Origin of the sequence: Candidatus Methanoplasma cognatum (genome assembly GCA_009777615.1) — an archaeon.
Taxonomy (GTDB): Archaea; Thermoplasmatota; Thermoplasmata; order Methanomassiliicoccales; family Methanomethylophilaceae; genus Methanoplasma; species Methanoplasma cognatum.
This window is the reverse complement of sequence record WRLM01000004.1, coordinates 115,750-141,443: the sequence shown is the minus strand read 5'-3', so window position 1 is coordinate 141,443 and position 25,694 is coordinate 115,750. Positions and strand designations below refer to the sequence as shown.

The 25,694-nt window shown below is 53.0% G+C and carries 27 protein-coding genes and 1 tRNA gene; 11 read left to right on the top strand and 17 right to left on the bottom strand.

Features of this window, described 5'->3' with window-relative positions:
• Window positions 1-221: 221 nt before the first annotated feature.
• The gene (locus FWG96_05975; protein ID MCL2032797.1) at window positions 222-515 is read left to right on the top strand and encodes a hypothetical protein; all 294 of its coding nucleotides are present in this window, start codon (window positions 222-224) and stop codon (window positions 513-515) included.
• Window positions 516-587: 72 nt separating this feature from the next.
• Here the strand turns inward: FWG96_05975 and FWG96_05970 are convergent, their stop codons facing one another.
• On the bottom strand, window positions 588-1,586 hold the full coding sequence (locus FWG96_05970; GenBank protein MCL2032796.1) for a PDDEXK nuclease domain-containing protein: 999 nt from the start codon (window positions 1,584-1,586) through the stop codon (window positions 588-590).
• Window positions 1,587-1,829: 243 nt separating this feature from the next.
• On the opposite strand from FWG96_05970, the gene ileS reads away from it, so the two are divergent.
• On the top strand, window positions 1,830-4,781 hold the full coding sequence (gene ileS / locus FWG96_05965; GenBank protein MCL2032795.1) for an isoleucine--tRNA ligase: 2,952 nt from the start codon (window positions 1,830-1,832) through the stop codon (window positions 4,779-4,781).
• A 16-nt stretch (window positions 4,782-4,797) separates the two neighbouring features.
• Here the strand turns inward: ileS and FWG96_05960 are convergent, their stop codons facing one another.
• The 4 genes from FWG96_05960 to FWG96_05945 are packed head-to-tail and all read right to left on the bottom strand — an operon-like array spanning window position 4,798 to window position 7,229.
• Window positions 4,798-5,580, bottom strand: a complete 783-nt coding sequence (locus tag FWG96_05960; protein ID MCL2032794.1) for a DUF126 domain-containing protein — start codon at window positions 5,578-5,580, stop codon at window positions 4,798-4,800.
• Window positions 5,577-6,752, bottom strand: a complete 1,176-nt coding sequence (locus FWG96_05955) for an aconitase X catalytic domain-containing protein (GenBank protein MCL2032793.1) — start codon at window positions 6,750-6,752, stop codon at window positions 5,577-5,579. Before FWG96_05955 ends, FWG96_05960 begins: the two co-directional genes overlap by 4 nt.
• Window positions 6,753-6,790: 38 nt before the next feature.
• Window positions 6,791-6,934 (bottom strand): hypothetical protein, encoded by a 144-nt coding sequence (locus FWG96_05950; GenBank protein MCL2032792.1) that lies wholly within the window; start codon window positions 6,932-6,934, stop codon window positions 6,791-6,793.
• Window positions 6,935-6,992: 58 nt separating this feature from the next.
• The gene (locus tag FWG96_05945; protein MCL2032791.1) at window positions 6,993-7,229 is read right to left on the bottom strand and encodes a hypothetical protein; all 237 of its coding nucleotides are present in this window, start codon (window positions 7,227-7,229) and stop codon (window positions 6,993-6,995) included.
• A 429-nt stretch (window positions 7,230-7,658) separates the two neighbouring features.
• Between FWG96_05945 and FWG96_05940 the strand changes: the two genes are divergently transcribed.
• The 3 genes from FWG96_05940 to FWG96_05930 all read left to right on the top strand — a co-directional run bounded on the left by FWG96_05940 (window position 7,659) and on the right by FWG96_05930 (window position 10,225).
• The gene (locus tag FWG96_05940) at window positions 7,659-8,048 is read left to right on the top strand and encodes a zinc ribbon domain-containing protein (protein MCL2032790.1); all 390 of its coding nucleotides are present in this window, start codon (window positions 7,659-7,661) and stop codon (window positions 8,046-8,048) included.
• Between the two features lie 2 nt (window positions 8,049-8,050).
• Window positions 8,051-8,815: a zinc ribbon domain-containing protein gene (locus FWG96_05935; GenBank protein MCL2032789.1), complete on the top strand. Its 765-nt coding sequence runs from the start codon at window positions 8,051-8,053 to the stop codon at window positions 8,813-8,815.
• 72 nt (window positions 8,816-8,887) lie between these two features.
• On the top strand, window positions 8,888-10,225 hold the full coding sequence (locus tag FWG96_05930) for a hypothetical protein (GenBank protein MCL2032788.1): 1,338 nt from the start codon (window positions 8,888-8,890) through the stop codon (window positions 10,223-10,225).
• Window positions 10,226-10,287: 62 nt separating this feature from the next.
• Here FWG96_05930 and FWG96_05925 read toward each other — a convergent pair whose 3' ends face one another.
• From FWG96_05925 to FWG96_05885, 9 genes are all read right to left on the bottom strand, one after another.
• Window positions 10,288-10,944, bottom strand: a complete 657-nt coding sequence (locus FWG96_05925) for a suppressor of fused domain protein (GenBank protein MCL2032787.1) — start codon at window positions 10,942-10,944, stop codon at window positions 10,288-10,290.
• Window positions 10,945-11,139: 195 nt separating this feature from the next.
• Window positions 11,140-11,216 (bottom strand) — tRNA-Arg (locus FWG96_05920).
• Window positions 11,217-11,328: 112 nt separating this feature from the next.
• Window positions 11,329-11,556 (bottom strand): 30S ribosomal protein S27ae, encoded by a 228-nt coding sequence (locus FWG96_05915; protein ID MCL2032786.1) that lies wholly within the window; start codon window positions 11,554-11,556, stop codon window positions 11,329-11,331.
• A gap of 5 nt (window positions 11,557-11,561) precedes the next feature.
• The gene (locus tag FWG96_05910; GenBank protein ID MCL2032785.1) at window positions 11,562-12,047 is read right to left on the bottom strand and encodes a hypothetical protein; all 486 of its coding nucleotides are present in this window, start codon (window positions 12,045-12,047) and stop codon (window positions 11,562-11,564) included.
• Window positions 12,044-12,553, bottom strand: coding sequence for a GTP-dependent dephospho-CoA kinase family protein (locus FWG96_05905; protein MCL2032784.1), 510 nt, complete (start codon window positions 12,551-12,553; stop codon window positions 12,044-12,046). The genes FWG96_05910 and FWG96_05905 overlap by 4 nt, the downstream gene beginning before the upstream one ends.
• A gap of 1 nt (window position 12,554) precedes the next feature.
• Complete coding sequence (locus FWG96_05900; GenBank protein ID MCL2032783.1) at window positions 12,555-12,746, bottom strand: DNA-directed RNA polymerase, subunit E''; 192 nt, start codon at window positions 12,744-12,746, stop codon at window positions 12,555-12,557.
• Window positions 12,743-13,315, bottom strand: coding sequence for a DNA-directed RNA polymerase (locus FWG96_05895; GenBank protein MCL2032782.1), 573 nt, complete (start codon window positions 13,313-13,315; stop codon window positions 12,743-12,745). Before FWG96_05895 ends, FWG96_05900 begins: the two co-directional genes overlap by 4 nt.
• Before the next feature lie 107 nt (window positions 13,316-13,422).
• Window positions 13,423-15,546 carry a sodium-translocating pyrophosphatase gene (locus FWG96_05890; protein ID MCL2032781.1) on the bottom strand — a complete coding sequence of 708 codons (2,124 nt, stop codon included), beginning with the start codon at window positions 15,544-15,546 and terminating at the stop codon, window positions 13,423-13,425.
• Between the two features lie 114 nt (window positions 15,547-15,660).
• Complete coding sequence (locus FWG96_05885) at window positions 15,661-16,125, bottom strand: hypothetical protein (protein ID MCL2032780.1); 465 nt, start codon at window positions 16,123-16,125, stop codon at window positions 15,661-15,663.
• Window positions 16,126-16,318: 193 nt separating this feature from the next.
• Here FWG96_05885 and FWG96_05880 point away from each other — a divergent pair, with 193 nt between their 5' ends.
• The 3 genes from FWG96_05880 to FWG96_05870 are packed head-to-tail and all read left to right on the top strand — an operon-like array spanning window position 16,319 to window position 19,362.
• The gene (locus FWG96_05880; protein MCL2032779.1) at window positions 16,319-17,260 is read left to right on the top strand and encodes a deoxyhypusine synthase; all 942 of its coding nucleotides are present in this window, start codon (window positions 16,319-16,321) and stop codon (window positions 17,258-17,260) included.
• Between the two features lie 5 nt (window positions 17,261-17,265).
• Window positions 17,266-18,270: an isocitrate/isopropylmalate family dehydrogenase gene (locus tag FWG96_05875; protein MCL2032778.1), complete on the top strand. Its 1,005-nt coding sequence runs from the start codon at window positions 17,266-17,268 to the stop codon at window positions 18,268-18,270.
• A gap of 9 nt (window positions 18,271-18,279) precedes the next feature.
• Complete coding sequence (locus FWG96_05870) at window positions 18,280-19,362, top strand: uroporphyrinogen decarboxylase family protein (GenBank protein ID MCL2032777.1); 1,083 nt, start codon at window positions 18,280-18,282, stop codon at window positions 19,360-19,362.
• A 43-nt stretch (window positions 19,363-19,405) separates the two neighbouring features.
• On the opposite strand, the gene FWG96_05865 is transcribed toward FWG96_05870, so the two are convergent.
• From FWG96_05865 to FWG96_05855, 3 genes are all read right to left on the bottom strand, one after another.
• Window positions 19,406-20,302 carry a permease prefix domain 1-containing protein gene (locus FWG96_05865; GenBank protein ID MCL2032776.1) on the bottom strand — a complete coding sequence of 299 codons (897 nt, stop codon included), beginning with the start codon at window positions 20,300-20,302 and terminating at the stop codon, window positions 19,406-19,408.
• 2 nt (window positions 20,303-20,304) lie between these two features.
• Window positions 20,305-20,637: a PadR family transcriptional regulator gene (locus FWG96_05860; GenBank protein ID MCL2032775.1), complete on the bottom strand. Its 333-nt coding sequence runs from the start codon at window positions 20,635-20,637 to the stop codon at window positions 20,305-20,307.
• A 353-nt stretch (window positions 20,638-20,990) separates the two neighbouring features.
• Window positions 20,991-21,851, bottom strand: a complete 861-nt coding sequence (locus FWG96_05855) for an alpha/beta hydrolase (protein ID MCL2032774.1) — start codon at window positions 21,849-21,851, stop codon at window positions 20,991-20,993.
• Window positions 21,852-22,332: 481 nt separating this feature from the next.
• Between FWG96_05855 and hdrC the strand changes: the two genes are divergently transcribed.
• Genes hdrC through cooS form a run of 3 tightly spaced genes read left to right on the top strand, consistent with a single transcriptional unit; the run spans window position 22,333 to window position 25,623 of the window.
• Window positions 22,333-22,830 carry a CoB--CoM heterodisulfide reductase subunit C gene (hdrC, locus tag FWG96_05850; protein ID MCL2032773.1) on the top strand — a complete coding sequence of 166 codons (498 nt, stop codon included), beginning with the start codon at window positions 22,333-22,335 and terminating at the stop codon, window positions 22,828-22,830.
• Window positions 22,830-23,681 (top strand): CoB--CoM heterodisulfide reductase subunit B, encoded by an 852-nt coding sequence (hdrB, locus tag FWG96_05845; GenBank protein MCL2032772.1) that lies wholly within the window; start codon window positions 22,830-22,832, stop codon window positions 23,679-23,681. Before hdrC ends, hdrB begins: the two co-directional genes overlap by 1 nt.
• Before the next feature lie 55 nt (window positions 23,682-23,736).
• Window positions 23,737-25,623 (top strand): anaerobic carbon-monoxide dehydrogenase catalytic subunit, encoded by a 1,887-nt coding sequence (cooS, locus tag FWG96_05840; GenBank protein MCL2032771.1) that lies wholly within the window; start codon window positions 23,737-23,739, stop codon window positions 25,621-25,623.
• Window positions 25,624-25,694 lie beyond the last annotated feature (71 nt).

Below are 25,694 nucleotides of genomic sequence, written 5' to 3'. Positions count from 1 at the left end.
GGGAATACCCCCTTCTCCTTTCGACATTTATTATAATGTAAATTCAAAACCGGCTGACGGCCCAATGCCCCGCGCCGGTAGCGTTAGACGATGGGTGCCCTGCCCCCTTCTTGGGTATTGCCTCATGTCGAGCCCAAAGGACACCATTATCCCCCACGCTACGTGGATGACTGCAGTCAGCGCCTTTTACAGGAGGGAAGGAGTGATGCCTAACTGTTACAATGGGGCCGCAGCAGCAACACGACAAGTGGGAGATGATCCTCTATCACCCGAACAGCTCGCTCGAGCTGGAGGTCCGGTTCGAGAACGAGACGGTCTGGTTGAACAGACATCAGATATCCCTCCTATTCGGCAGGGACGTGAAGACCATCTGCAAGCACATCAACAATGCGCTGAGGGAGGAACTATGCGGGTTATCCTCTGTCGCAAATTTTGCGACAACTGCAGCAGATGGGAAACATACCAGGTGGCTTACTACAGCCTCGACGTGGTTTTGTCGGTCGGCTACAGGGTGAAATCGGACAGGGGCGTCCTGAAAACTGTGTTGAACACATCCGACACAAAGCACAACCTGACAGGCGCAGGTTTTATTCGGGATTATCAATTGATGAATTACGGTGCTGTTTCTCCAGTTCGCGCTCAAGTTCTTCCACAGAGGGCAGTTTCAGCTTGATATCGTCCGGGACAGAGTTCGTCAGCACATACTCGCTGATGCCCATCGGCTTACGGACATCCCGCAGGGCGTACTCCGCATCTATTTTGTTTTTCCTTCTGCACAAAAGAATGCCGATTGTGGGATTATCGCCCTGTTTTCGTAATTGGCTGTCAACCGCCGACAGGTAATAATTGAGTTTGCCAGCATATTCTGGAATGAATCTGCCAGCCTTGAGTTCTATCACAATGTAGCATCGCAGTTCAACATGGTAGAACAGCATATCAAGAAAATGATCGTTCTCGCCGATCTCTATCTTATACTGCCTGCCGAGGAATGCGAAACCCCTTCCAAGTTCAAGCAGGAAATGAGTGATGTTCTTTGTAAGTTCGGCCTCTATTGCTTTTTCCAAAGCATCGTTCTCCAAACCGAGGAAATCGAAGTTGTACGGATCTTTCAGAACCTGCTCTGCAAGCTCAGAGTGTTTTGCTGGTAGTGTACTGCTAAAATTGTGTGTGGAATTCCCAGCTTTCAGGCGATATTCGTTTTCGATCTGTATCTCTAAAGTGTCCCTGTCCCAGGCGTTCTGAGCAGCTGCCTTGCAATAAAATTCAGCTTCGTCGATGTCCTTTACCTTCGTCACAATAAGCCTGTTATGGCCCCACGGTAATTGTGCCACGCCGTGTGGCACAAATTGATACCTTTGAGAATAGAACTTATACCACTGCAAAATGGCATAGATGTTACGGCGCGAAAAGCCTTTGACATCCGGAAAATCCCGCTTGAGTTCTTCGGCCACTTGTTCGACAAGTCCGCTCCCCCAGTTTGAGTTTTGTTGTTTTTCTGTTATATCCCGCCCAATCTCCCAGTATAACTCAAGCACCTGCGAGTTGACAGAGAACACTAATTTATTCTGTGCAGAATGGATCTTCATCTTGAGGGTAGCCACCCACTCCGAAAACCCCGAATCTGTCGTTTGTATGCTTCGTTGTCCAGACATCGGCACGGACGACAAGATAATCGTTTTTGAACATACACAGTACAGTTATTATAACTGCAGGTGCGGCATCAGATCTGACTACTGTTCAGCAGAGTCGTCCTAAGCGGTAAATATTTAATCGGGACGTGGATTGCCACTACATCCCGGCAAGATATACCGGGCAAAAGAGGATTAGCGATGATAAAGCAGGTCCGCGCGAACTATGATGCGCCAACGATAGAAAAGGAGATCCAAGAATTCTGGGTCTCCTCCAAAGCTTACGAAAAGACCAAAGAACTGAGATCCGGAGGGGAGAGATTTCACTTCCTCGACGGTCCGCCGTATACGACGGGATCCATTCACTTGGGGACCGCGATGAACAAGACCCTGAAGGACATAATGATAAGATATCTCAGGATGAAGGGTTATAATGTCCGCGATCAGCCTGGGTTCGATATGCACGGCCTTCCGATCGAGGTCCAGGTCGAAAAGAAGATAGGCGTCCATTCTAAGAAGGAGATAGAGGAGATAGGCATCGGCAAGTTCGTCGACACATGCAAGAAATTTGCCAGCGAGCTCAGGGAGAGCATGACTGATCAGTTCAAACAGCTCGGCGTCTGGATGGACTGGGACAACCCTTACCAAACGCTTAAACCGGACTTCCTGGAATCCGCATGGTGGACGGTCCGGCGCGCGCATGAGCGGGGGCTGCTGGGACCTTCCAGCAAAGTGGTCACATGGTGCCCGAGATGCGAGACCGCGCTGGCCGAGGCCGAGATAGAATACTGGGATGAGACGGACCCTTCGGTGATGGTGCGGTTCCCTCTTGTAAAAGATAACGGAGTCTCACTGATCATATGGACGACCACTCCGTGGACCCTTCCGTCCAATATGGCGGTGGCCGCGCATCCGGAATTTGAATATGCGAAGATAAGGCTCGCATCGGATGATAAAGAGGAGATCGTGATATGCATGCTCTCTCAGGCGGAGTACGTATCGAAGAAAGGAGGCTACGAGAGATTCGAAGTGATCGAACGCATGACTGGAAAAGAGCTTGAAGGTCTCGAATATCTCCCTCCCTTCGACATAAGCCCCGAGCATCTCAAAAGAAGCGAGTGGACGTTCAAGGTCCTGAACGCAGATTATGTGGAGAAGGACAACACCGGCCTGGTACACACTGCGCCGGGATTCGGTCCTGACGATTACGAAAGCGGAAAAAGATACGGGATCGAACCCTTCTGTCCCGTGGGCGAGTCGGGAAGGTTCACGAAGGAGTTCCCGATGATGACCGACAAAAAGGTGAGAGCGGCCAACGACGACCTTATAAAGTATCTCGGCGAGAAGGGACTGCTTTTCAATTCCGACAAAGCGAAACACAGGTACGGACACTGCTGGAGATGCAAGACCCCCATCATATACAGGAACACCCGCCAATGGTTCATCGGCATACCCGAAATAAAAGAGCAGATGCTCGGCGAAATAGACCGCGTCAAATGGGTGCCGGAATGGGCAGGGGGTTCGAGAGAGAAGAACTGGGTCGAAGGAGCCAGGGAATGGTGCGTATCCCGCCAGAGATACTGGGGGATACCGATACCGGTCTGGGAATGCGAGTGCGGAGAGATGCATGTAGTGGGACAGTACAAAGACCTCCGCGAAGGGAACGGATACAAGGACGGGATGGATACCCACCGGCCGTGGATCGACGAGGTCACGTTCACCTGCGGTAAATGCGGTTCCGTCATGCACAGAGTGAAGGACGTCCTGGACGTCTGGTTCGACTCCGGCGTGGCGGCGTGGGCGCAGCTTTCATATCCGGCAAAGAAAGAGGATTTCGACACCTGGGGATTCGGAAGGTTCATCATCGAAGCGCATGACCAGACAAGAGGATGGTTCTACACCCAGCTGGGAGCCGGCGTGGTCTCGTTCGGCCGCGCGCCTTACGACGAGGTCATGATGCACGGATGGGTGCTCGATCCGAAGGGACAGAAGATGTCGAAGTCCAAAGGCAACGTCATAGAGCCGATGGAGATAATAAACGAGCTCGGAGCCGACTCCCTGAGGCTGTACCTGATAAGGGCTAACGCGCCGTGGGAGGACACCGCATTCCAAAAGGACGGGCCCAAGAACGCGAGGAAGGTCCTTAACACATACTGGAACGTCGTGAATTTCGCATCCACTTATATGATGATCGACAACTACGATCCGTCCGCCCACACCGCTGAGAGCGTATGCAAGGACCTGAGAAAAGAGGACAAATGGATGCTTTCCAGAACCGAAAAGGTAAAGAAAGCCGTTACGCAGGGACTTGAATCGAGGGAGCTCCACAAGGTCGCGAGAGCGCTCGAGGATTATATCATGGAAGACCTCTCCCGCTGGTACGTCCGTCTGGTCAGGGACAGGAGCTGGAGCGAAGAGAACGATTCGTACGACGATAAAATGGCATCCTATTTCACCCTGCACCAATCCATCATGAACACCGCCCTGCTGCTGGCGCCGCTCACGCCGCACATATCCGAGGAAGTGTACCAGCATATGGGCGGTACGAAGCCGTCGGTCCACATGGAGGACTGGATCACATGCGACGAGACCCTCATCGACGACGATCTGGAACGCAGCATGTATCTGATCCAGAATGTGATCGAGGTCGTCGCCGCCGAGAGGGCGAAGATGGGGAGTAAGCTCAGATGGCCCCTGAAACAGATATTCATCAGAGGGGACGACGGCGTAAATGATTCCATATCTGTCTTCGAAGATGTCCTGGCACAGCAGGGGAACATAAAGAAGATAAGGTATGCGGCGTCGGACGGCGACGTTGAGGGCCTGGAAGGCGCGGAATTCGACGGCGGGCGGATCTTCATTGATTTCGACGTAACTCCTGAGATAGAGGCCGAAGGCTACGCGAGGGAACTCATCAGAAGGATCCAGCAGATGAGAAAGGACATGAAACTCAACGTTGAACAGTACATCAACTGCGACGTCAGTGCGGAGCCCTATCTCATAGACCTCTTCAAGAACTGGGAGGAGCACATATCGGCAGAGGTCAGAGCGAAGAAGCTCGTCTTCACGGACAGCCCGGGGGGAGACGAAGTGAAGACCTGGGACGTGACCGGGAAGGACATCGTCATAGGCATAAGCTCAGCCGAACAATGAAACCGGGCTCACGCCCTCATTCCAACCCTTTTAACATTTTGCTTACGACCTCATGCGTCAGCGGGACTGCGGACATGTCTCCCTTCAGATCATCCGGGATGACCCACTCATATCCCACATTCTCTTTGTTGAGCTTAGGGTCCTGATCCCTCACCCTGAAAAGGAAGGGGTAGACCTCCCATATGACGTCCTTTTCCCTTACGTACACGGGCGGCAGACGCGCTACAGGCTTTGAAACAGAGATCTGCGTCTCTTCCATTATCTCTCTTACGGCGGTATCCTCCGGATCCTCTCCGACCTCTACCTTCCCTGCGACGAGTGACCTCCACCCCGGAAATGATCTCGCATCCTCCGGGCGCTGTAGCAGAAGGACCTTTCCGCTCTCGTTGAGAAGGGCGCAGGACGCCGTTTTGATCACTTTGATTCCCTTTATCTCAACGGTTCCGCTGTCTCCGTCGACGATTACTTCATCACCGTCAAAAAGAACATCGATATCTATCATATCCACCATCGGTATCGAAGATATCACCGCGCCGGTGGTGACTATCGTCTCCGCCGTGCTGTTCACGACCGCTATCGGCGCTTTGCCGTGGACCATCAGGTCGTACATGACAAACGAACCCACTGTGCTCCCCTTTCCCCCGCGGAAAACGAATACCTTCCCCGCGATGTTTCCTTCTCCGACGTTGAGGTCTCCGGTTGACGCATTAACGCCTCCGAGGAAACTGAACGTCCCGTTCAGCTTCAGGACCTTTCCTTCGACCCTTCCGGATGATATCGCCCTTCCCTGCAGTATCAAATCACGACCTCCATCAGCTTTGAGATGTCCTTGCACACGACATCCTGAGAGCACAGCGTGGGAAGATAGTTGCCGGCCTTTGCGGAGTTTGTGCCGGTCCTCTTGAATATCCCTTCTATCGGCGAGACCACCATGCAGGTGTCCGCCAATACGGGGCCGAATTCCTCCATTATCCTTACTTCCTCAGCACATTCTTCGCGTATCTTTGAAGATGTGCAGAACCAGATCTCAACGTCCTTGTTCTTCTTTTTCTTCCCTTTTAGGAATGCGGCGATGTCCTTCATCTCTTTCCGGCTCAGATGCGGACAGCCCAGCGCTATGAGCTGAACATCTTCCGCCGTGTTCAGTTTGTCATATGCATCCTTGAGCTCCTTTCTGCCTATCGATATTGTTTCCAGTCCGCTTATGTCAAAGTTCCCGGCTTCCGGAGTGACCCCTTCGACGTGATACAAAGCGACCGAACCTGAGGCCGCCATCGCCGCAGACATCGTCTTCGCGTCGTCAACGGTTGGCTCGACTCCTCTGAAATAAGGTATGCCGCCGCCTATCGACATCCCCACGGCCTGCCCGAGCATCGAGTAGCTGAACACCGACCCGTCGGTCTCCGCGTCTATGACGACCGTGGGCTTTCTGTTCTCGTCTATGTGGAGACCATAGTTTGCGGTCCTGCCTATTATCGCCGCCGCGAGCGCTCCCGGCCCCCCTTCTCTGTTGGTCCTTGCTCCGATGTATGAATTCACGAACGATAAAGCGGAGGATTCAGCCCATGCGACGTGATCCCCCAAAGAGGGAACGTTGTCCTCCAGGTAAGGGGTGCATGAGCAGGTGGCCCTGACCCCCATTCTCTTATACAGATCGATTATCTTCAGCTGCTTCTCCGCGAACGCAGGAGGTATGTGCATCTCCTTCCATCTTTCCCTGTCCATCCCGATCGGGTTCAGCGTGGAGGGGACTGAAACTCTCGCCCCTCCCTTCACCATATCTTCCAGATACTTCACGCCGCCGTCCCCTATCGTCTTGTAGGACGCGCCCGAAAGATGTGCTGACGTTATGTCGATAAGATCCTCCGCTCCGTATATCTTACCGAGCGCCACAACAAGCTCCATGGCCTTTCGGCAGCTCTCGCCGTCTTCGCCGGCGAGCATCTCCTCTTCATCCCTGGTAAGATACATAATAGGTCAATGGAACGGTGATTAATCAATCTATGTTCTTATTTCTTGATCGCCAGCGGCCTCAGGCAGAACGGAAGGTCGCCCTTCTGATCACGGTGATAAGGCACGCACTGGTTGCAGTTACCGTGGCGGGGACAATCGGTCTTGGGACAGCTGCAGTCAGCAACATTTTCAGGTACCATAGATAACAAATAAAGATGAAAAATAAAAGGTTTTTCGTTCTTCGGGAGAAAGAAGGTCTTACTTTAAGACTTCCTTCTTGAATGCCTCTGCGAGGCCGCCGCCGGCGATGATCGTGGCTCCAGACAGTATGGCTGCCGAGACCGCAAGCATATCGACGCTTATATTCCAATCTCCAGATGCAACAAGCTCCGCGCCGAACCTGATGATGAACGCAAGTATAATGAAGTATATGATCGCGAACACGATGTACAGGAACAATGCGATTATTGCATCGAGTATTGCTTTTCCATCCATTCTAACACTTTCCTGCCTCATAAGAGGCTGGGTATATTTATCCACATATTAAGCATATATAACTATCTGTGATTTTTGGGGTAAAAATGCCTTTTTGAGGGGCGGACAGACACAGGACCGCCCATCGGACAGGCCGCAACCGAAGACTGGATATGGTCCGATCGGGCCCGAGCTCCGCTCTTGTTTCGGGATAGATCTTTGCCTTACGGCGCCTGACGGCAATGTATCTTTATGGAGACTTATTGAAAACATTATCCTCTCTTTCTGCATCATAATGCGGGCTTGTATCCGATAGGAAACGAAAGAATAATAATTATACAAAATATATATAGTCTGTATGCCAACTGACGAAGGAGAGGCTAGCGGCTTTGCTCGCGGACTGCATGCGGGAACAACAAAAAAAGAGATCCGATCTTTTCTTGACTACGGATGCACCGCACAGCGGGAGGGACGATAATGGCTACGTACAAACAACCCTGTATCCATTGCGGTGAGATGATCGAAAGGGACAGCGTCTACTGTTCCAAATGCGCCAGTTCGAGTCCTTTCGGATATCACTGCCCGTCCTGTCTGAAGCCGATACAACGCGGAAATGACCTCTGTTCCGGATGCGGCAGAAAGTTGATGGTCCCTTGTCCGTCCTGCGGCGGCCAGACCTTCGCGGGCAGCGAGAAATGCGATGCCTGCGGCGGATCGCTCATGGTGCCGTGCCCGAACGCTCGATGCGGGAAACCGCAATTCTTTGAGAACTCCAGGTGCACTGCCTGCGGCAAATCGGTCCAAAACACGAAAAAATCATTCTTTTCAAGGGGGAAATAAAAATGCTGAAAGCTTTCACACGAAATTACAACGATAACAGCACCGACGCCGGGTTCGAGTTCACCTTCAACTGCGATGTCTGCAACGACGGCTACAAGTCCAGCTTTATCGAGTCGGATACCTATAAAAAGAAGAGAGGGACCCGCCTGCTCGGACAAGGCGCCAATATCATCGGGAACCTTGCCGGAGGGAGAGCCAGGACGGTCGGCAGTTCCGCCCAGCAGGGCAGCAACGCCATGTCACAGACATTCGAAGGAAAACCTCCGGAATGGCACAAGGAGCACGAACAGGCGTTCGAGAGGGCACAGAACGAATCCAAAGAACACTTCCACCGCTGCCCCGGCTGCAACTCGTATGTCTGCGACCACTGCTGGAACGAGGATGCGACGCTTTGTACAAAATGCGCGCCGCGCCAGGAGGTCTCGGTAGCGCAGGCCCATGCGAAGGCCATGCAGCGCGATATAGACAAAGCGGGAGACTCGGCCACGGTGTGGCAGGGTAAGATCGAGAGCAAGACCACCATCTGCCCTTCCTGCGGGAAGCCGGCGGGAACCGGAAAGTTCTGCAACAACTGCGGAACCTCAATGGAACAGAAAGAATGTCCAAAATGCGGCGCGAAGAACGCCCTGGGAGTCCGCTTCTGTAACAACTGCGGTGAGAATCTGCAGCAGGCTGCGGCTGCTCCCGATGGAAAATGCCCCGAATGCGGATTTGACAACCCGCCCGGAACGAAGTTCTGCGGCGATTGCGGGAGCAAGATGGGCTGACCGTGCATTACGCGGCGGAAAGAATAGAAGGGGGTACTTACCGCCGCGGTCACGGCAAAAGGAGGAATTGATATGGATACCCCACCAATAGAATACACGGCACAAGCGGCTTCGCCTATCGTGAACGGCGAGGTCAAGATGACCATCGGTGAGAACTCTCTCACCGCATCTGCATTGCTCGACACAGCGGAGATTCCCTTTGTCAAAATGGACACGCTGGAGTATGCTAATCACAACATCACCGTCAGGACCGAGAAGGAGGAATATGTCTTTTCCCGCATGGGAAACTGGGCGCAGCCCTTCTTCGATGCGCTCTGCGAAGCATACAATAAAGCTGTGCTTCGCGCATTTTTCATATCCGGAAACCATATCCTGGCAACGACGGGAGATTATCGATTCATAGAAGGAGGCATTGTTTTCAGCGGCAGCAAAGTGCCGATCCGAGTGTACGAGAACTGCGTCGTCACCCTTCCTCCGAACACCTATGCGCGGCGTATTCCTTTATGTTTTGTGAACAAAATAGATAAGGGCGAACATGAACTCACGCTGAAGCTGAACACAGGAGAAAGCTATACCTTTTCCAAAATGGGATACGACACCGTTCCGTTCACGGAGGCTGTTGAAAAGAACATCAGGGCGTTGCGCGAGAAGTCGATCGCGGCCGTCAACAACATCGATCCGTCTCTGTCAATAGCACAAGCCTCGCAGATCGCCAAGCTTATGCCCGAAGGGGCGGCGGTTCCTATGGGACAACTTGCGGCGATCGCTCCGTCATTCGCGTCATATGTGGATGCCAAAATGGCCCAGACTCGCGCCGCGGACAGCTATGCGTTATTCAAGGAGATATGCGACGCAACGCAGATACGGATAGGTTTCATGAAGAACAGCATCGGCTGGAGAAAGGCCGATAACTCTGCAGAGGCCGCGGACAGCAGCATAGACGATGCGGTCCCTTCTGACCCATATCTCTTTTGGATAATCGCGCCGGCTCCGAACGATCAGTATTGTGCGGTTGAATTTGCCGTCCAGTCTGATGAACACGTGGCCACGTTCGTATTTCGCACGAACGGCAATTTCCAGACTTCGGCGGAAAATATCAACCGGGCGATGGAGGCCATCAGCTTCAAGCGCGAAGTTATACGCCTGGCCGATAGAGAGTTGAAAGCCCCGAATTACATCGATTACTATATGGCGGCCAAACGCACCGCGTCTCTGCAGTACGTCCGCACGAGTTTCGTCGGGCGCGTGATCCATTCGAACCCGGAATCATGGAAACGCAGGTTGGTGGAAATGGGAGTAGATGGTACAACAAAAAAACCGAATACCCCGAAGAAGCGTCTCTGCAGCTGGTGCGGGATTGAATTGCCGGAGGATGCGGAACACTGCGAAGGATGCGGGATGAAGTTCTGACTCTCAGGAACGCTCGAACGGCGAGCTGGGATTGCGGCTTTCTTGCCGATCTCTCCATTCTCTTATATGGCATCATTACGAGAATAATCGGTCAGATCAGATCCAAGCAGGCTCAGCATTTCTTTGACTGTGTGTTTATGTTCATAGATACTTCTTAGCTCTTTGTCGGTCATACCGACCAAACAGATGAATTCTACCTTGCCGTTGGGCGTTTCGATCGTTCCCGCAATGTCGGGCAGAGTGGCAAAGCCTGTCAATTTAGATACCTGCCGTGCGTCGAACCCTTCCCTTTGTTCATTGTAGAAGATCTCGTAAGGGCGAAAAACGTATTTGCTGCTGCGCACGTAATTCGCTAACACATCAAATATCCCCACAATTGTGCGGATCTCGGAATCGGCAGCTTCGGGGCTGGCAATGAAGGGCTGCTTCTTGAGTTTTAAGGTCAATTCAAAGCCTAAACCGCTCCATTCGGTCTTTTCAGATCCCTCACCAACAACATCATAAGTGTTTGAGAAGCCATAGGTCACGAAATGCCAAAAATCTCCGGCGTCATGGACCCCTACGCAATCCAAGGGACCTCCTCCTGCAAATATGTGCGGAATGGGGCTGTGAATGAACAACGATCTTTGATCCGGATACATCGAGCCGAATGTTTTGTCGATAGCGGCTGTTCCTGACGGGCGACCGTTTTCTTTTTTGAATTCATCGCCTAAACCCATGTGATAATCTCCGAGACTATATTTGCCAACTCATTTGTCTATTTTCTGCACAGGAATTGAATACGACGTCCCGAATTTGCATTTTCGGGTCCGCCCGGAAGTTATGCTAAATGTGTTCGAACATAGCCTCGGCAGGACTTGTCTTCCCGTTACGTCCCGTCTAAACCTCGCCCGGCACACGTTCTGTTATGGAATTGGCGGGCCGGCCGGGATTCGAACCCGGGTCTAAGGCTCCGGAAGCCCCTATGCTATCCAAGCTATACCACTGGCCCGTGTGGGTAAGTACAATCAAAAGATAAGATATTTTGCCGGGGGACCAGATACTTCCCCCGGCGATCCTGTGGCCCCGACTTGAGAGGGAGGGAGCCGAATGAAGATTCGTGTTTATTCTTTCTTTTTGAATTCGGTGTATCCGCATTTTCCGCATGAGGTGCGGTCTTTGTGGACTGCCATGAAGATACCTGGTCCGCACTTGGGGCAGACGGGCTTCGTTCTTTCGATCTTGCCGCCGTCGACCTTGTACGCATCCTTCTTCGAGACGGATTTCGGACCTTTCTTCTCCGCTGGTTTAGCATCCTTCTTCTTTGCTGCGGGTGCCGGTGCTGCTGCCATGATTATCACTCCTCAGCTGCCGGCGCTGCCGGCGCAGGTTCGGGTTCTGCCGCAGGCGCTGGTGCCGGTGCGGGTTCTGCTGCGGGTTCTGCTACAGGTGCTGCTACGGGTTCTGCTACAGGTGCTGCCGCCGGTGCGGGCGCGGGTTCAGCCGCAGGCGCTGGCGCCGGTGCCTTTCCGGCCTCTGCCGGTGCTGGTGCGGGTGCCTCCGCGGCGATGCCGTTCCTCTTCAGGAGGTATCCGTTCTCGTATGACAAAGCGGATTCTTTGCTGTCATACACCTTGGCATATCCCTTCGACTTTCCTATGCCGTAGACGGATTCTATGTTATCTACGACGACGCAGTCCCTTTTGGACTTCATTTTCTTTGCTATGTCCTCTGCTACGGAGTTCCTGCCCGGAGTGGTCTCTCCGGCGTGGTCTATCGTGAAATAGACCTCTTTCCTCTTCTGCAAAGGATTCTCTTTCTGGCTTGTTATCTCTATCTTCATTCCAACTCCTCCATCATTTCCATGAGGCGCTGAGCTTTCCTCCGGACGTTCTCATCGGTCACGATGAGCTTCATCCCTCTTCCGGGCCATCCGTAGATAATGTTCGTGCCTTCGGGGGACAAAAGGATGCACGGCAATACCGCCAGGTCCTCTTCCCCTTCCACACGGATTATCTCCTTCTTCCCGTTCAAAGCGTTTTTCACAGCGGTTATCAGCTCGGCCGTTATGGTTCCGGCCTCGTTCTTCACCACTGTCTCTTCCCACCCTTTGTTCTTCACAAGGGCTGCGAACTCGGTCATTTCCTTCCTTTCCGTCATTCCGTCGTAGACGGAGAGGTCGGGAATGATCCCGTGTTCAACCACTGTCAGCGACACCACGTCGCCGACCGTGATCATCTTCGGCGTTTTGCCGATGATCGTCAGTTCTTCTTCTTTGAGGTCCCTGCCCAGCGGCTCTTTGAAGAGCTCTCTGTTCTTTTCCGGGACCTTTCTGCTTACCGCTTCCATTTCAGCGGACCTTAAGGGCATATCTGCCGTTCGCCGTTATCCCCATTCTCTTGGCGATGTCCGATTTCTCGAAATCCACCACAGCGATGAACCCCTGCCACTCCTTCGAGGTCTGTCCTCCGCAACGGGGGCATGTGTCGATCTCCGACAAGAAGTTGCACTGTTTGCATGCCCTGTATGTCTGGTTGGTCATGGGGCATTACCTTCCTGCTGTTTCTTCTTGCGGTCCTCCTCAAGCCACTGGAGCTTTCCGAGTCCGGGCTGCCTCATCGTCAGGCCGATCTTGCTGTCCTGGGGGTTCTTTTCGTTGAGGTCAATGCTTACGATCCTTGCCCTCACCACGTCGCCCAATGAGAGGTTCCTTCCCGTATCCTTTCCCACCAGCCTTTGGTTCGACTCGTCTATGTCGACGCGGTCGTCCATCACCTGGCTTATGTGGAGGAGGCCGTCCAGCGGCCCGAATCTTACGAATGCCCCGAACTTGAGGATCTCCACCACGACGCCTTCGATCACCTCATTGTCCTTGAGCTTGAACACCACCTGCTCATACTTGACGGTCTGATACACCGCTCCGTCCCCGTGGACGATACGTCCGGGTCCCAGCGGCCTCACGTTCTTTATGAGGACCGTTATCTCTTTGTCCTCTCCGATCTTTCCTTCAAAGGAGTCCCAAGTAAGGGCGTCGATGACCTTCTCTATCTCCTCGTCAAGTTCTGCGGGGGGGATCCTTACGATCCTCTCAGCTTCTGTCAGCATATACATGGCGGGTCCTCTCGGATGCAGGGATTAAGGCTCTTGTATATAAACCCATTCTTGCGCTCACGCATATAATATAAAGAAAGGCGGGCCTTGGCCCGCTTGGAACATGTTTACACTACGAACAGGACTGCCGTGACCAGGCATATCGTGGACAGCAGCTTCACGAGCACGTGTATGGAGGGCCCTGCGGTGTCCTTGAAGGGGTCTCCGATCGTGTCTCCGACAACGGCCGCCGCATGGGCGACGGACTTCTTTCCGCCGTGGTGGCCTTCCTCGATGTACTTCTTAGCATTGTCCCAGGCGCCTCCTCCGTTGTTAAGGAAGTTGGCCATGAGGATGCCCACTATCGTACCTACCATGATCAGTGCCCCGACCGCCATGTAGGCTTCGTCGGGGAAGAGGAACCTGTATATCAGTCCAAAGACTACTGGCACCAAAATAGGGAGCAGTGCGGGAAGCACCATCGCCCTCAGGGCGCCGCGGGTCGCTATGTCAACGCAATCCTTGTAGCTGGGTTCGGACGTCCCTTCCATTATTCCGGGATCCTCGCGGAATTGCCTGCGTACTTCTTCGATCATCTCCCCGGCTGCCTTTCCGACCGCCCTTATGGCAAGAGACGCGAAATAGAACACGAGCACGGCTCCAACAAGTGCGCCGCAGAATATGATGGGGTTCCCGATATTGACGTTGAAAACATCTGAGAGGGACTCTCCTCTTATCTCGGCAACGATCTCAAAGAACGCCGCGAACAGCAGGAACGCCGCAAGTGCCGCTGAAGCCATCGCATACCCTTTGGTGAGGGCTTTTGTGGTGTTTCCGGCCGCATCTAGTTTGTCGGTCCTTTTCCTTACTTCCTCCGGCTGGTTGGACATTTCGGCTATGCCGCCCGCATTGTCGGTTATCGGACCAAAGGTGTCCTCCGCAAGTATGAATGCGGAGGATGCGAGCATCGCTATTGTGCCTACCGCTGTCCCGTACAGACCGAAGGCCACTTGGTCCGCGCCTGCGGGTGCGGCATGGTAACCCAGCATGTATGAGATTATGATGGCGGCCACTATGCACACCACTGGGAGCACTGTTGACTCAAGTCCGATGGATATGCCTTCTATGACATTGGTTGCCGGACCGGTCTCGGATGATTTCGCAATTCCTTTCACAGGCTTGTGGTCGCCAGTGTAATATTGTGTGATATATACTATAGCGAGCCCGAGCACGATACCGACCACTCCGGTCCCGAAGTAATAGTACCAAAGTTCGCATTCCTCGCCCAGCAAGAAGTATGTCGTTATCGCCAGGAACACCAAAACCAGCGCAATGGTGAGGTAATACCCTTTGTTGAGAGCTTTGAACACATCGGTGTCCTCGCCCTTCATCCTTACGACGAATATCCCGACCAGCGATGCAATGAGTCCGAATGCCATTAGGACCAAGGGGAGGAATACCCAGTTGTTGGAAAGTCCTATCCCTCCGGCGGCCGCTATTACGGCTGTTCCGATGACCATCGAACCAATTATCTCGGCGGCGGTGGATTCGAATATATCAGCACCGCGGCCTGCACAGTCTCCTACATTGTCGCCGACCAGATCTGCGATGACCGCTGGGTTCCTCGGGTCATCTTCAGGTATCCCTGCCTCGACCTTTCCCACAAGGTCCGCGCCGACATCTGCCGCTTTGGTGTAGATGCCGCCGCCGAGTTGTGCGAACAGGGCTGCGAAGGAAGCACCGAACGCGTATCCTACGACCGCATGCAAGGTCTTCGTCATCGTCCCATCGATCAACGCATCGTATACGAAAACGACGGTGAACAGACCAACAAGACTCAATGCGGAAACAGCGATACCAGAAATGGCACCTCCGCGGAACGAACAGACGAAAGCGTCGTTGAGCGACTTCCCGGCAGCGCTAGCCGTCCTGATGTTCGCTTTAACGGATATCCTCATTCCGATGTATCCGGAAAGTATGGAGAATCCGGCACCAATCAGGAACGCAACCGCGACCATTGGTCCGAGGTATTCCTTAAAGTCTTCTATGAATCCGGCAAGTGCCAGTACGATTGCCAGAATTATGCTTATTGCCCCTATCGTCTTGTATTGGCGCCTAAGGTATGCCATGGCGCCGGTCTCTATCGCATCGGATATCTTCTGCATTTCAGGAGTGCCTTTGTCTCTTGACCAGATATTCCTGAAGAAATACAGAGCGAAGATCAATGCGATGACCGCAGCGACGGGGATCATGAAAAGCATATTGTTTAAATCCAGTATGTCAATCATTTCGATTTAACCCCTATAATATTCTGTACCCACTCTTTGTATATAATCCTTAAAGGTACGAAAACGGCCTGCAGTGGATCAGGCGTAAGGGTCGCACCAAAGTCCTTTTTCTTTGGCTATGTCTAAAAGTTCTCTGACCGCAAGTCCGCCGTCCTCGTCCTCGCACACCATTATCTCTCTTCTCTCGCCTACGAAACCGGCCCCCAGCGTGGCGATCGGATTGAGGACCTCCTTCCCGAAGGCGTTCTTTGCGCAAAGCGCGCCGATGTTGCAGGTCAGCGAAAGGACGACGTCGGCCCCGCCTATGATCTCGTCGTCATATTTCTCCCGGACCTTTTTCTGCAGGCAGGAAGCGTTCGTGTGCAGGATTCCCAACACATCCACTCCGTCGGCCCTGAGCGCGGACGCAAGCCTCTCCGCAGACTCCGCCCCGCCTATATCAAAACATAATCTGGCACATGTGTTACATGTCCATATAGCGACCTTCTTTCCCGCGAGGCTGTCCCTCAGTTCCGAATAGGGTCTGTCCCTTGCTATCATCAACACGTACGTGAAATCCGTTAACATGTATAATATTGCTGTTGCCGCACATTGCGGCCTCGATGCAGACTTTGTTAATGTTTCAATGCAGAATCTCCAACTGATGGGAGAGGAGATTACCTCATGGGAAAGCTTAGTACCGACAGATTTTAAATAGAACAATGCCTGAACGTGAAACAAGGAACAGGTTATTGAAATGACGGACCTAGAACTTATCCCTGTCAGGGATATCAAAATAACAAAGAACATGACCGCCGATCAGCTGCTCAGAGCGATGGGGGAAGCCGGGGGATTCACCGCCCAGAAGCTTGCTGACGCGACCGGCATCGCAGAATCCATGGCGAAGGACAAGGACTGCCTGAAGATACTCTCATTCCCTGCCTGCATAATGGCAACGGGGACGAGAGGGGTCATCGTCGACATGGTCAGGAACGGCCTCGTGGATCTTATCATAACGACCTGCGGAACGCTCGATCACGATCTGTCAAGAAGCTACGCCGAGTACTACAAAGGGGATTTCATGATGGACGATGAGATGCTCCGGGAGAAGTACGAGATCAGCAGACTGGGGAACGTGCTGGTCCCGGACGAGTGCTACGGAGCGGTTCTTGAAGAGAACCTCCTGCCTATGTTCGATGAGATATTCGCGGAGACCCAGTCGATGACCACGCGTGAGATAATAGACGCCGTCGGATCAAGGTTGAACGACGAGGACAGCCTTCTTTACCAATGCCATAAAATGGGGGTCCCGATCGTCGTTCCGGGAATAACGGACGGGTCCTTCGGATGCCAGCTCTGGATGTACTATCAGACGCACAGGAAGCTGCGCATAGATCTTTTCGGCGACGAGCAGATGCTAAGCGAGCTGACCAACGGGGCAAAGACCATCGGTGCGATAATAGTCGGCGGCGGAATATCCAAACACCACGTTATATGGTGGAGCCAATTCAGAGGCGGGTTGGACTACTGCATATATCTGACGACCGCCGAGGAATATGACGGTTCGCTGTCCGGCGCACGCATAAGGGAGGCCGTGTCCTGGGGGAAAGTAAAGGCCGATGCGAAGAAGATGACCGTGGAGGGGGACGCCACCATCACCCTTCCGATGATATACGCCGGGGTCATCAGCAGGATCTGAAACAGATGACAAAAAAGATACTGGTACTTCCGGGGGACGGCATAGGTCCCGAGGTCATCTGTTCGGCCGTCGGCGTGCTGGAGCAGGCGGCGGGCGGCAGCATCGAGCTGACATATGGTGACATCGGCCAGTCCGCGTTCGTTAAGACGTCCGAATACCTCCCGGGGGAGACCGTCGGTCTGGCGGCCGATGCCGATGCGATAATCGTGGGCGGAGTGGTCGATACGCCCTCCGACAGAAGCTACAGGAACCCCGTCAGGGTACTGAAGAAACAGCTGAACCTGCATTCGGTGGTAAGGAAATTCTTCCCTCTATGCGAGAGCATCGGGGTCCGCGGCGTTGATCTGCTTATCATCAACGGTAATCCCGACGCGCTCCTGAACATACTGGAAACGGAATCCCTGGACGGGGTCGATCTCCATAAGTTCATGTCGGCCGCAAGCGGTAAGAAGCTGTTCCAGGAAACGAGACGGATATCCTCGGCGATGAAACGAAAAAAAATAACATGCGCGCACAGGACGAGTATGTTCCAGGCCTTGGACGGCATGTTCGTCGAACTCTTTTACAAAGAGCTTGCCGGCTCCGGATTCCTTATCGAGGACATGGAAGTGGGAGAGGTCGCATCCGAGCTTGTGAAGGATCCCTCTTCCATGGACGTCATCGTAACTACGGACATATACGGGACGGTCCTTGCGGGGGTCGCCGCCGGAATGGTCGGCGGCAGTTATCTGACGCCGGTGGGAAGCATCGGCGATAATTCCGGGCTCTTCGAGCCTATGCACGGCCCCAACCCGAAAGCGGTCAGGGACGGGATGGCGAACCCGACGTCCGCGATATTATCGGGCGCGATGGCCCTGGACCATCTCGGGATGTCGTCCCAGGCAGAGAAAATTAGAAAAGCCGTAAGGTGCGTTTACAGTAAAGGGGAGATCACGCCCGACGTCGGCGGGACCGCGACGACAAAAGAGTTCACCGATTCCGTGATAAACATGCTTAAAGATACAAAATGAGGGATTATGATGAAGGACGCCGGACACCGTGAATGCGTAAGAGCCGCTCTCGAACATGAGAACACAGAAAGGACCCCCGTCAACAACTTTGCGCTGGTCACGGCCGCGAGGAGCGCCGGGTTCACAGTCGAAGAGGCCAGAAAGGATCCGAAGATCTCGGCCAGGGTCTCCATCGACTATTCCATGAAGACGCTGTCGGATTTTGTGAAGCCTGTTCTGGATTCGCAGGTCCCCTTCGCCGACCTCGGCATGAAGGTAAAATTCCCGGAGGACGACTACGGCTACATCAAAGAACATCCGGTGAAGGATATGGAGGGCATCGACGATCTGGCATTCTTCGACCCGAATGCGGCGAAGGAATGCCCGCTCTTCACTCAGGTGATGGTGAAAGGCCTGGAAGAAACAAGCAGGATGCTGGATGAGGATCTGCACATATGCGGGTTGTCCTGGGGACCGATAACCACCGCCGGCTATCTCATGGGAACGGAGGACATGCTCATGATGACGATGATGGAACCGGACATGGTGAAGAAACTCATGAAAAAAACGGCGCCCTTCGTCACCTCGATGCAGAACAAGATGATCGACTCCGGCGCTACGGTCATGTGGATGGCGGACCCAACCTCCTCCGAGGATCTGATATCTCCGGCCATGTTCAAGGAGTACTCGTATCCCGCATTGAAAGAAGTGATATCCGACGTGAAAAAAGAACATGACGTGCCGTCGTTCCTTCACATTTGCGGTAACACCCTGGACACCATGCTCATGCTGCCTGAACTTAAAGTGGACTGCTTCAGTTTCGACCATGCGGTGGACATTGAAAAAGCTAAGAAGAAAGCGGGCGGCAAGATGGCCCTTATGGGCAACATCGACCCCGTCCGCATGATACTGAGCGGCACTCCGGATGACATAACCGCCGAATGCCACAGACTCATCGGCATAGCCGGAAGGGACGGAGGATTCATATTGGCCCCGGGGTGCGAGACGCCGCAGGCCAGCCCGGACGAGAACGTCAGAGCGATGGGCATGTCAGGGATAAGCTACTGGGATCCCGCCGCTGACGAGCCGGGATCAAAGCGCGTCCGGTATTGAATAAAAAAGAAGGAAAGATGTTTTATCTACGGCTAAGAACGACTCACTTGCTTCTCCCGAATATCGTCGCCACCATAACGACCTGCGCCGGCAGCGCAAAGAGGAAAACAAGCCAGGGGTGCGGCAGGTCCGTAGCGAAAAAGAGCGTGACGAAGAGCGCTATAGCGAATAGCCACATACCGCCGCTAGCCACCCCGAACCTTGCAGCTTTGATGGGATCTACCATATCCTCGTTGAAAGAGTATTCGAACTCCATTGAGCATTGGAACTCCCTATCCGTTTTTTCCTTAAGCCACGGCTTCTTGCGGTCGCTTTCCGTCGCAAGCATGAATATCAAAGCGCAGACGGCGGGGAGCAGCAACACGGTCTCCAACCCTAAAGCCATATACAACTCCCATCCGTCGAAGAAGTACATCACAGCTCCGAGAGGCATGGCCAGGAAAGCCATTGCGCAAGCGATCCCGTACGCCGCCGCGCGCCCGTTCTTCATAGGGTAATGGGCGGAGGTCTCTTGGGTCAGGCCAAAATATGTATACAGGCAGCAGGCGGTCGCAAAGAAAGCGGCCGCGACGTAATATAGCCACACGTTGTCCGTTTCGCTGAAAAATGTAACGATCGCCAACCCCAAGGCCGCCAGCAGCAACCCGGAAGCGGCCGTCAGTCCCGCGGCCGTCCTTTTCGTGACCGGCACCTTCGCGCTCATGTACATCTGGCCGATGGCCTGGTTGCGCTTTCTCTTTCCCGCTTCGTCGGCGATCGCCGTGATGTCTCCGAGCTCGGCGGTGGCTTTTTCGAAAGCTTCATCCTCACCGAGACCCTTTGACCTCAGTTCTTTTATACGCTCTTTGAGATTCCCTGCGATCTCCTCCTTGAAATCTCTGATCCCGGGTGTGTCTTCGTAATCCGCAAACAAGCGGTCGACATAGACTTCTTCTTTCATCCTCACTCCTCCAATAATTTGTTAAGTATCGTTTGTGTTTTGTTCCAGTCTGCTTTGTTCTGCCGGTAAAGCTCTTTCCCGCTGGCTGTGATGCGATAATATTTACGGCGGCCTCCGAGGGTCTCGTCCCCCCAGTATGATGTGATGTAGCCGTCTGATTCAAGCCGTTTATAGCTGGAATACAGGGTGGCCTCCTTCATCTCATATTCGCCGCCGAGTTTGTCCATTATGGTCTTGTGGATCTCATAACCATAATTATCGCCTTTCAGCAGTATGCTCAGGACAACGGTATCGGTATGCCCCCGGAGCAGATCGGCAGATGTTCTTGCTTCCATTCGTCTCACCTCACTTGATTTATTGAGTATATGGTATCATACATTACTATGACTATCATAGTAATATGATACATATATTATAAACATTTCTAAGCCTGCCCCGCAGACGATCGGTAATGCGGACACGATGACAGGAATATGGCGTCCCTGAGATTGACTATGCTGTTCCGGGCTTGGATACTTCGCTGTGGGTCCCTGAGATAAACGCTTTATTATCTCCACTATCTGGGTCAATGTGAACGTACAGTCATTCTGGAAGCGTACACTGCCGAAGAAAACATCCTCATCCGCGACGAATGTCTGAGCTGCTTACCCAGAGTATTTCCGCCGAAGAGTATGGAAGCGTGCGTTTCTCATCCTCGCGCATGCTTCTTAATGAAATTCACGATGGCCTCGCGCGCCTTCTCCGCATCCTCGGTCTGTCCCTGGTAGATGAACCCGTGGTCAGCGTTCTCGAAATGATGTATCTCCACATCTACGCCCGCATCTTTGAGTCTTGCGGCGTAATCGATATATTGCGGATAAAGCGGGTCCTGGCCCGCGGAGATCAACAGTGCGGGGGGAAGTCCGATCAGCATCTCCTTCGGCGCGATCCTGGGCGAAGCATATGGTTCTTTACCGTACTTCGGCTCCGGCAGGTAACAAAGATAGATCGCCTCCAGGAATTCGCCGCTGAGGACCTTGTCGCTTCCGGGTTTACCGTACGGGTCTCCCGATATGTCCACTCCGGGGAAACAGATCATCTGATACTTTATTTTGAGGTTCCCTCTTTCTTTGGCCTTAATGGGTATGACGGTAGCAAAATTCCCTCCGGAGCTGTAACCTCCAGTGCCGATGCATTCTTTGTTGATCTTATATTTCTCGGCATTGTCCGAATAGTGCTTTACGACCTCATATGCCGCTTCCAGCCCTATCGGGTATGGGTGTTCGGGAGCTTTCAGCCAATCTATGCTTATTATCTTCACATCGACCCTGCTTCTGATGAGAAGGTTGATCTCCTCATCCATCTCCGGGAATCCGATGCAGTAACCTCCCCCGTGTATGTCCACATACAGCGGTTTTACTTCATCCGAGTCGAAGCCGTATTCCAGTACCCTGATCTTACCGTATGATGTGTCCACGTAACGTTCTTTGGCCACAGTGCTTTCCGGTTTGAATTTGCTGGCCCCTTCCCTGACCCTTTTCATTAACTGCGCTGCCTGCTCCTTGTCCATGCCTGAAGTATTTTTTCCAGATAGATAAGCGTGCTGGTAATGAGTGATAAAAATATACTGGAACTGAGCGGGCCCTCCTGATCTAAGCCAGAGTCACAGCTCCGGAAGCTGCAATTGTCGAATCTTTGTGATCGTTCATGGAACCTCCCAAGACCGTAGTATTAAGAGTCCGGCGGACGCCCATTTTTAGAAAAGTGTCGGAGTTCTTAATCTCTCGCGGGGGCTATCTAGAATAACAGGGAGATCGAGCCCGCACGTATTTGAACCGGGGCGATGATCCCCAAAGCTATAGGTAGCCGTAATTCCACATGATCGATCTGCTGGTAAACCCTAAAAGAAAAATTGGCTATATAGAAAATCATGTAAAATGAACGGGCCGCTGAGTCGACGGAAATGAGCAAATAATTTCGCTGTAAACTGAAATATTTTAACGCCGTTCTGGTTTAAATATGAGCAAGTGATTGCGCTTGCAGTGTTATCTATGAAAAAAGTGGAATCTGAATTCACAGAGGAATTAGCTGCAAAAGGCGGATCTAGCGCCACGTTATGCTTCCAATGCGGTACGTGTACGCTCAAATGCCCTTCTGCCAAGCTAAAGACCTCATTGCGGCCGGCGCACCTCATGAGGGCGTCCCAGCTCGGACTGAAAGACGAAGCGATAAACGGCGACGCCCTGTGGCAGTGCACCACGTGTTACACGTGCGTGGAGTGGTGCCCGTGCAACGTTAAGGTCGTTGACGTCATCACCGCGCTGAGGAACATCGCTGTTGCCGAAGGAGACCTGCGCGAAAATCATAAAAAGGTGGCCCAGAGCCTGATAAAAAATGGTCACACTGTTGAGAACAACGAAAAGATCAAAGCGATCAGAAAGGACCTCGGGCTTCGGGAGAACCCCGAGACGGTGATGGATAATGCGGCGGCGAAGGCGGACTTCGACAAAGTACTCAAATTAACAAAGTTTGCCGAGTTGGTGGATTAATGAAAAAATATGCATTTTTCTTAGGATGTATCGCGCCTCTCAGGTACCCTGGTATCGAGAAGTCGACGAGGGAAGTGTTCAAGGCGCTCGGAGTTGAACTTGTGGATCTGAAGGGCGCAAACTGCTGCCCCGCGCCGGGCGTGATAAAATCGTTCAGCAAAGCAACATGGCTGGCAGCGGCCGCAAGGAACCTCGCTCTTGCCGAGAAAGAAGGATTGGACGTGGTCACGGTATGCAACGGCTGCTACGGCTCATTGTTCGATGCCGCCCACGAGCTGCATGAAGACAAAGATATGCTGGAGGAAGTGAACAAGATCCTCGCCGAAATAGGACTGAAGTACAGCGGAGAAACGAAAGTAAGACATTTCGCCGAAATATTGTATAAAGAGGTCGGCATCGAGCAAATCAAAAAAGTGGTAAAGAAACCTGCCGAATATAACGTGGCGGCGTTCTACGGATGCCACTTCCTGAAACCGAGTAAATTGAAACAGCTCGACGATTCGGAGAACCCGAAGATCCTGGACGAGCTGATCGAGGCCGTAGGCGCTAAAAGCGTGCTCCGTAAGAGCAAGGTCAAGACGATGTGCTGCGGTGCTGGAGGAGGTCTCAGATCACAGTTCGGCGAGACGGCGCTGAAGTTCACTAAGACGAACTTGGAGATCATGAAGAACGCCGGTGCCGAAATGATTGTGGACGTATGCCCGTTCTGCCACCTTCAATTCGATGCGAGCCAGAAAGACAGCGGATTCGCGTTCCCCGTGCTCCACCTGTCGCAGCTTTACGGCATAGCGATGGGAATGGATGCGAAAGACCTGGGCCTGGACGCACACATAACGCCCGTTAAACTTTAAAGAAAATGATAAAATAACGTTAAATATGGATTAAATAAGATAGGAGGAAAATACTATGACAAAATGGTCTAATAATAAGATATGTAAGAGTGCGGATGAAACACTTGGGAATTTCATCATAGAACTGCCGGTGAACACAGCGTTCCACCGCGTGGATACCCAGATATTGAAATGCGAATTCGGCCTGAGGGGCATCTGCTGCAAACTTTGCACGAACGGCCCCTGCCGCATAACTGATGATGCTCCGAGAGGGGTCTGCGGCGCGACCGCCGATGTGATCGCGGCGCGTAATTTCCTGCGCACGGTCGCGGCAGGTTCGGGATGTTACATACATGTCGTCGAGAATGCGGCCTTGAATCTCAGGAGCATCGCTCTCGCCAAGGGCGAATTAAGAGGGAAAAAGACCCTGGACCGTCTCTGCGAGAAGTTCGGCATAAAAGGTACCGATGACCATGACAAAGCCGTCAAGGTGGCGGATGCGGTGCTTGACGATCTCTATAAACCGGATTATAAGAAAATGGTGCTTACGAAGAACATGGCGTACGCACCGCGCTATAAACGCTGGGAGGAACTCGGCATTCTGCCGGGAGGAGCCAAAGCCGAAGTGTTCTCCGGTGTGGTGAAGACCTCCACGAATCTGAACTCCGATCCCGTACATATGCTGTTCCAGTGTCTCAGGCTCGGCATCTCGACTGGCCTCTACGGCCTCACGCTGACCAACCTGCTGAATGATGTGGTCATCGGCGAACCCGAGATCCGCATGGCGCCGGTAGGGCTCCGCGTTATCGATCCGGATTACATAAACATCATGATCACCGGGCACCAGCACTCTAGGTTCTCATATATTCAGGACCGCCTGATCCAAGACGACATCGTAAAAAAGGCCCAGGCCGCCGGGGCAAAGGGCTTCAAGATCGTCGGCTGCACCTGCGTAGGTCAGGACATGCAGCTCCGCGGGGCGCACTGCACAAAGATATTTGACGGACACGCGGGCAACAACTTCACCAGCGAGGCGGTCCTGGCCACAGGCGCCATAGATGCGGTCATATCTGAGTTCAACTGCACCCTTCCTGGCATCGAGCCAATCTGTGACGAGCTCAAGATAAAACAGATCTGTGTTGATCCGATAGCAAAGAAAGCAAACGCCATACTGAAAGAATTCACATATGAGACGCGCGAAACGGTCGTCAATGAGATCATCGACGAGATCATATCCTCTTACAAATCGAGGCGCGGTGTCGTGCCGATGAAACTGCTCCCCGAGCACGGCAACGGAAATTCTTTGACGGGAGTCAGCGAAGTCTCGCTGAAGGCTTTCCTGGGTAATTCATGGAAGCCGCTGATCGACCTGATAGCCGCAGGCACCATAAAGGGAGTCGCGGGGGTTGTCGGCTGCTCTAACCTCATGTGCGGCGGCCACGACGTGCTGACGGTCGAACTGACCAAAGAACTGATCAAAAAGGACATAATAGTCCTTACCGCGGGCTGTTCATCCGGCGGTATTGAGAACTGCGGCCTTATGGACCCTGAGGCGGCAGAGCTGGCCGGACCTGGCCTCAAAGCAGTATGCAGACAACTCGGCATACCTCCAGTCCTGAACTTCGGCCCGTGTCTTGCCATAGGGAGGCTGGAGATAGTCGCCACCGAGCTTGCTGAAGCGCTCGGTGTGGATCTGCCGCAGCTTCCGCTCGTATTGTCTGCGGCGCAGTGGCTTGAGGAGCAGGCGCTGGCGGACGGCGCGTTCGGGCTTGCGCTCGGTCTCCCTCTGCATCTGGGTATCCCTCCGTTCGTCACCGGAAGCGATCTTATCGTAAAGGTACTGTTCGAGGATATGAAGGCCCTGACCGGAGGATATGTGTTCATCAACGATGACGCCGTCGAATCGGCAAAGATGTTCGAGGACATCATACTTCAAAAACGCAAAGATCTGAATCTGCCGTAAAGCGGCGGATACAGACGAAAAGAAGAAGCTTCCCGGCCCCTCCGGGGTACGGAAACTTCTTCAGGTCAAAC

Bases quoted from the DNA above. Each gene is read 5' to 3' on its own strand.
- FWG96_05900 (MCL2032783.1), bottom strand. From the start codon at position 12,746: ATGACCAACCAGACATACAGGGCATGCAAACAGTGCAACTTCTTGTCG.
- FWG96_05955 (MCL2032793.1), bottom strand. From the start codon at position 6,752: ATGTATCTTACCAGGGATGAAGAGGAGATGCTCGCCGGCGAAGACGGC.
- FWG96_05875 (MCL2032778.1), top strand. From the start codon at position 17,266: ATGACAAAAAAGATACTGGTACTTCCGGGGGACGGCATAGGTCCCGAG.
- FWG96_05895 (MCL2032782.1), bottom strand. From the start codon at position 13,315: ATGTATATGCTGACAGAAGCTGAGAGGATCGTAAGGATCCCCCCCGCA.
- FWG96_05915 (MCL2032786.1), bottom strand. From the start codon at position 11,556: ATGGCAGCAGCACCGGCACCCGCAGCAAAGAAGAAGGATGCTAAACCA.
- FWG96_05860 (MCL2032775.1), bottom strand. From the start codon at position 20,637: ATGGAAGCAAGAACATCTGCCGATCTGCTCCGGGGGCATACCGATACC.
- FWG96_05865 (MCL2032776.1), bottom strand. From the start codon at position 20,302: ATGAAAGAAGAAGTCTATGTCGACCGCTTGTTTGCGGATTACGAAGAC.
- FWG96_05925 (MCL2032787.1), bottom strand. From the start codon at position 10,944: ATGGGTTTAGGCGATGAATTCAAAAAAGAAAACGGTCGCCCGTCAGGA.
- FWG96_05930 (MCL2032788.1), top strand. From the start codon at position 8,888: ATGGATACCCCACCAATAGAATACACGGCACAAGCGGCTTCGCCTATC.
- FWG96_05945 (MCL2032791.1), bottom strand. From the start codon at position 7,229: ATGGATGGAAAAGCAATACTCGATGCAATAATCGCATTGTTCCTGTAC.
- FWG96_05905 (MCL2032784.1), bottom strand. From the start codon at position 12,553: ATGGAAGCGGTAAGCAGAAAGGTCCCGGAAAAGAACAGAGAGCTCTTC.
- hdrB (MCL2032772.1), top strand. From the start codon at position 22,830: ATGAAAAAATATGCATTTTTCTTAGGATGTATCGCGCCTCTCAGGTAC.
- hdrC (MCL2032773.1), top strand. From the start codon at position 22,333: ATGAAAAAAGTGGAATCTGAATTCACAGAGGAATTAGCTGCAAAAGGC.
- FWG96_05940 (MCL2032790.1), top strand. From the start codon at position 7,659: ATGCACCGCACAGCGGGAGGGACGATAATGGCTACGTACAAACAACCC.
- cooS (MCL2032771.1), top strand. From the start codon at position 23,737: ATGACAAAATGGTCTAATAATAAGATATGTAAGAGTGCGGATGAAACA.
- FWG96_05970 (MCL2032796.1), bottom strand. From the start codon at position 1,586: ATGAAGATCCATTCTGCACAGAATAAATTAGTGTTCTCTGTCAACTCG.
- ileS (MCL2032795.1), top strand. From the start codon at position 1,830: ATGATAAAGCAGGTCCGCGCGAACTATGATGCGCCAACGATAGAAAAG.
- FWG96_05975 (MCL2032797.1), top strand. From the start codon at position 222: ATGGGGCCGCAGCAGCAACACGACAAGTGGGAGATGATCCTCTATCAC.
- FWG96_05910 (MCL2032785.1), bottom strand. From the start codon at position 12,047: ATGAAGATAGAGATAACAAGCCAGAAAGAGAATCCTTTGCAGAAGAGG.
- FWG96_05880 (MCL2032779.1), top strand. From the start codon at position 16,319: ATGACGGACCTAGAACTTATCCCTGTCAGGGATATCAAAATAACAAAG.
- FWG96_05855 (MCL2032774.1), bottom strand. From the start codon at position 21,851: ATGGACAAGGAGCAGGCAGCGCAGTTAATGAAAAGGGTCAGGGAAGGG.
- FWG96_05890 (MCL2032781.1), bottom strand. From the start codon at position 15,546: ATGATCCCCGTCGCTGCGGTCATCGCATTGATCTTCGCTCTGTATTTC.
- FWG96_05950 (MCL2032792.1), bottom strand. From the start codon at position 6,934: ATGGTACCTGAAAATGTTGCTGACTGCAGCTGTCCCAAGACCGATTGT.
- FWG96_05870 (MCL2032777.1), top strand. From the start codon at position 18,280: ATGAAGGACGCCGGACACCGTGAATGCGTAAGAGCCGCTCTCGAACAT.
- FWG96_05935 (MCL2032789.1), top strand. From the start codon at position 8,051: ATGCTGAAAGCTTTCACACGAAATTACAACGATAACAGCACCGACGCC.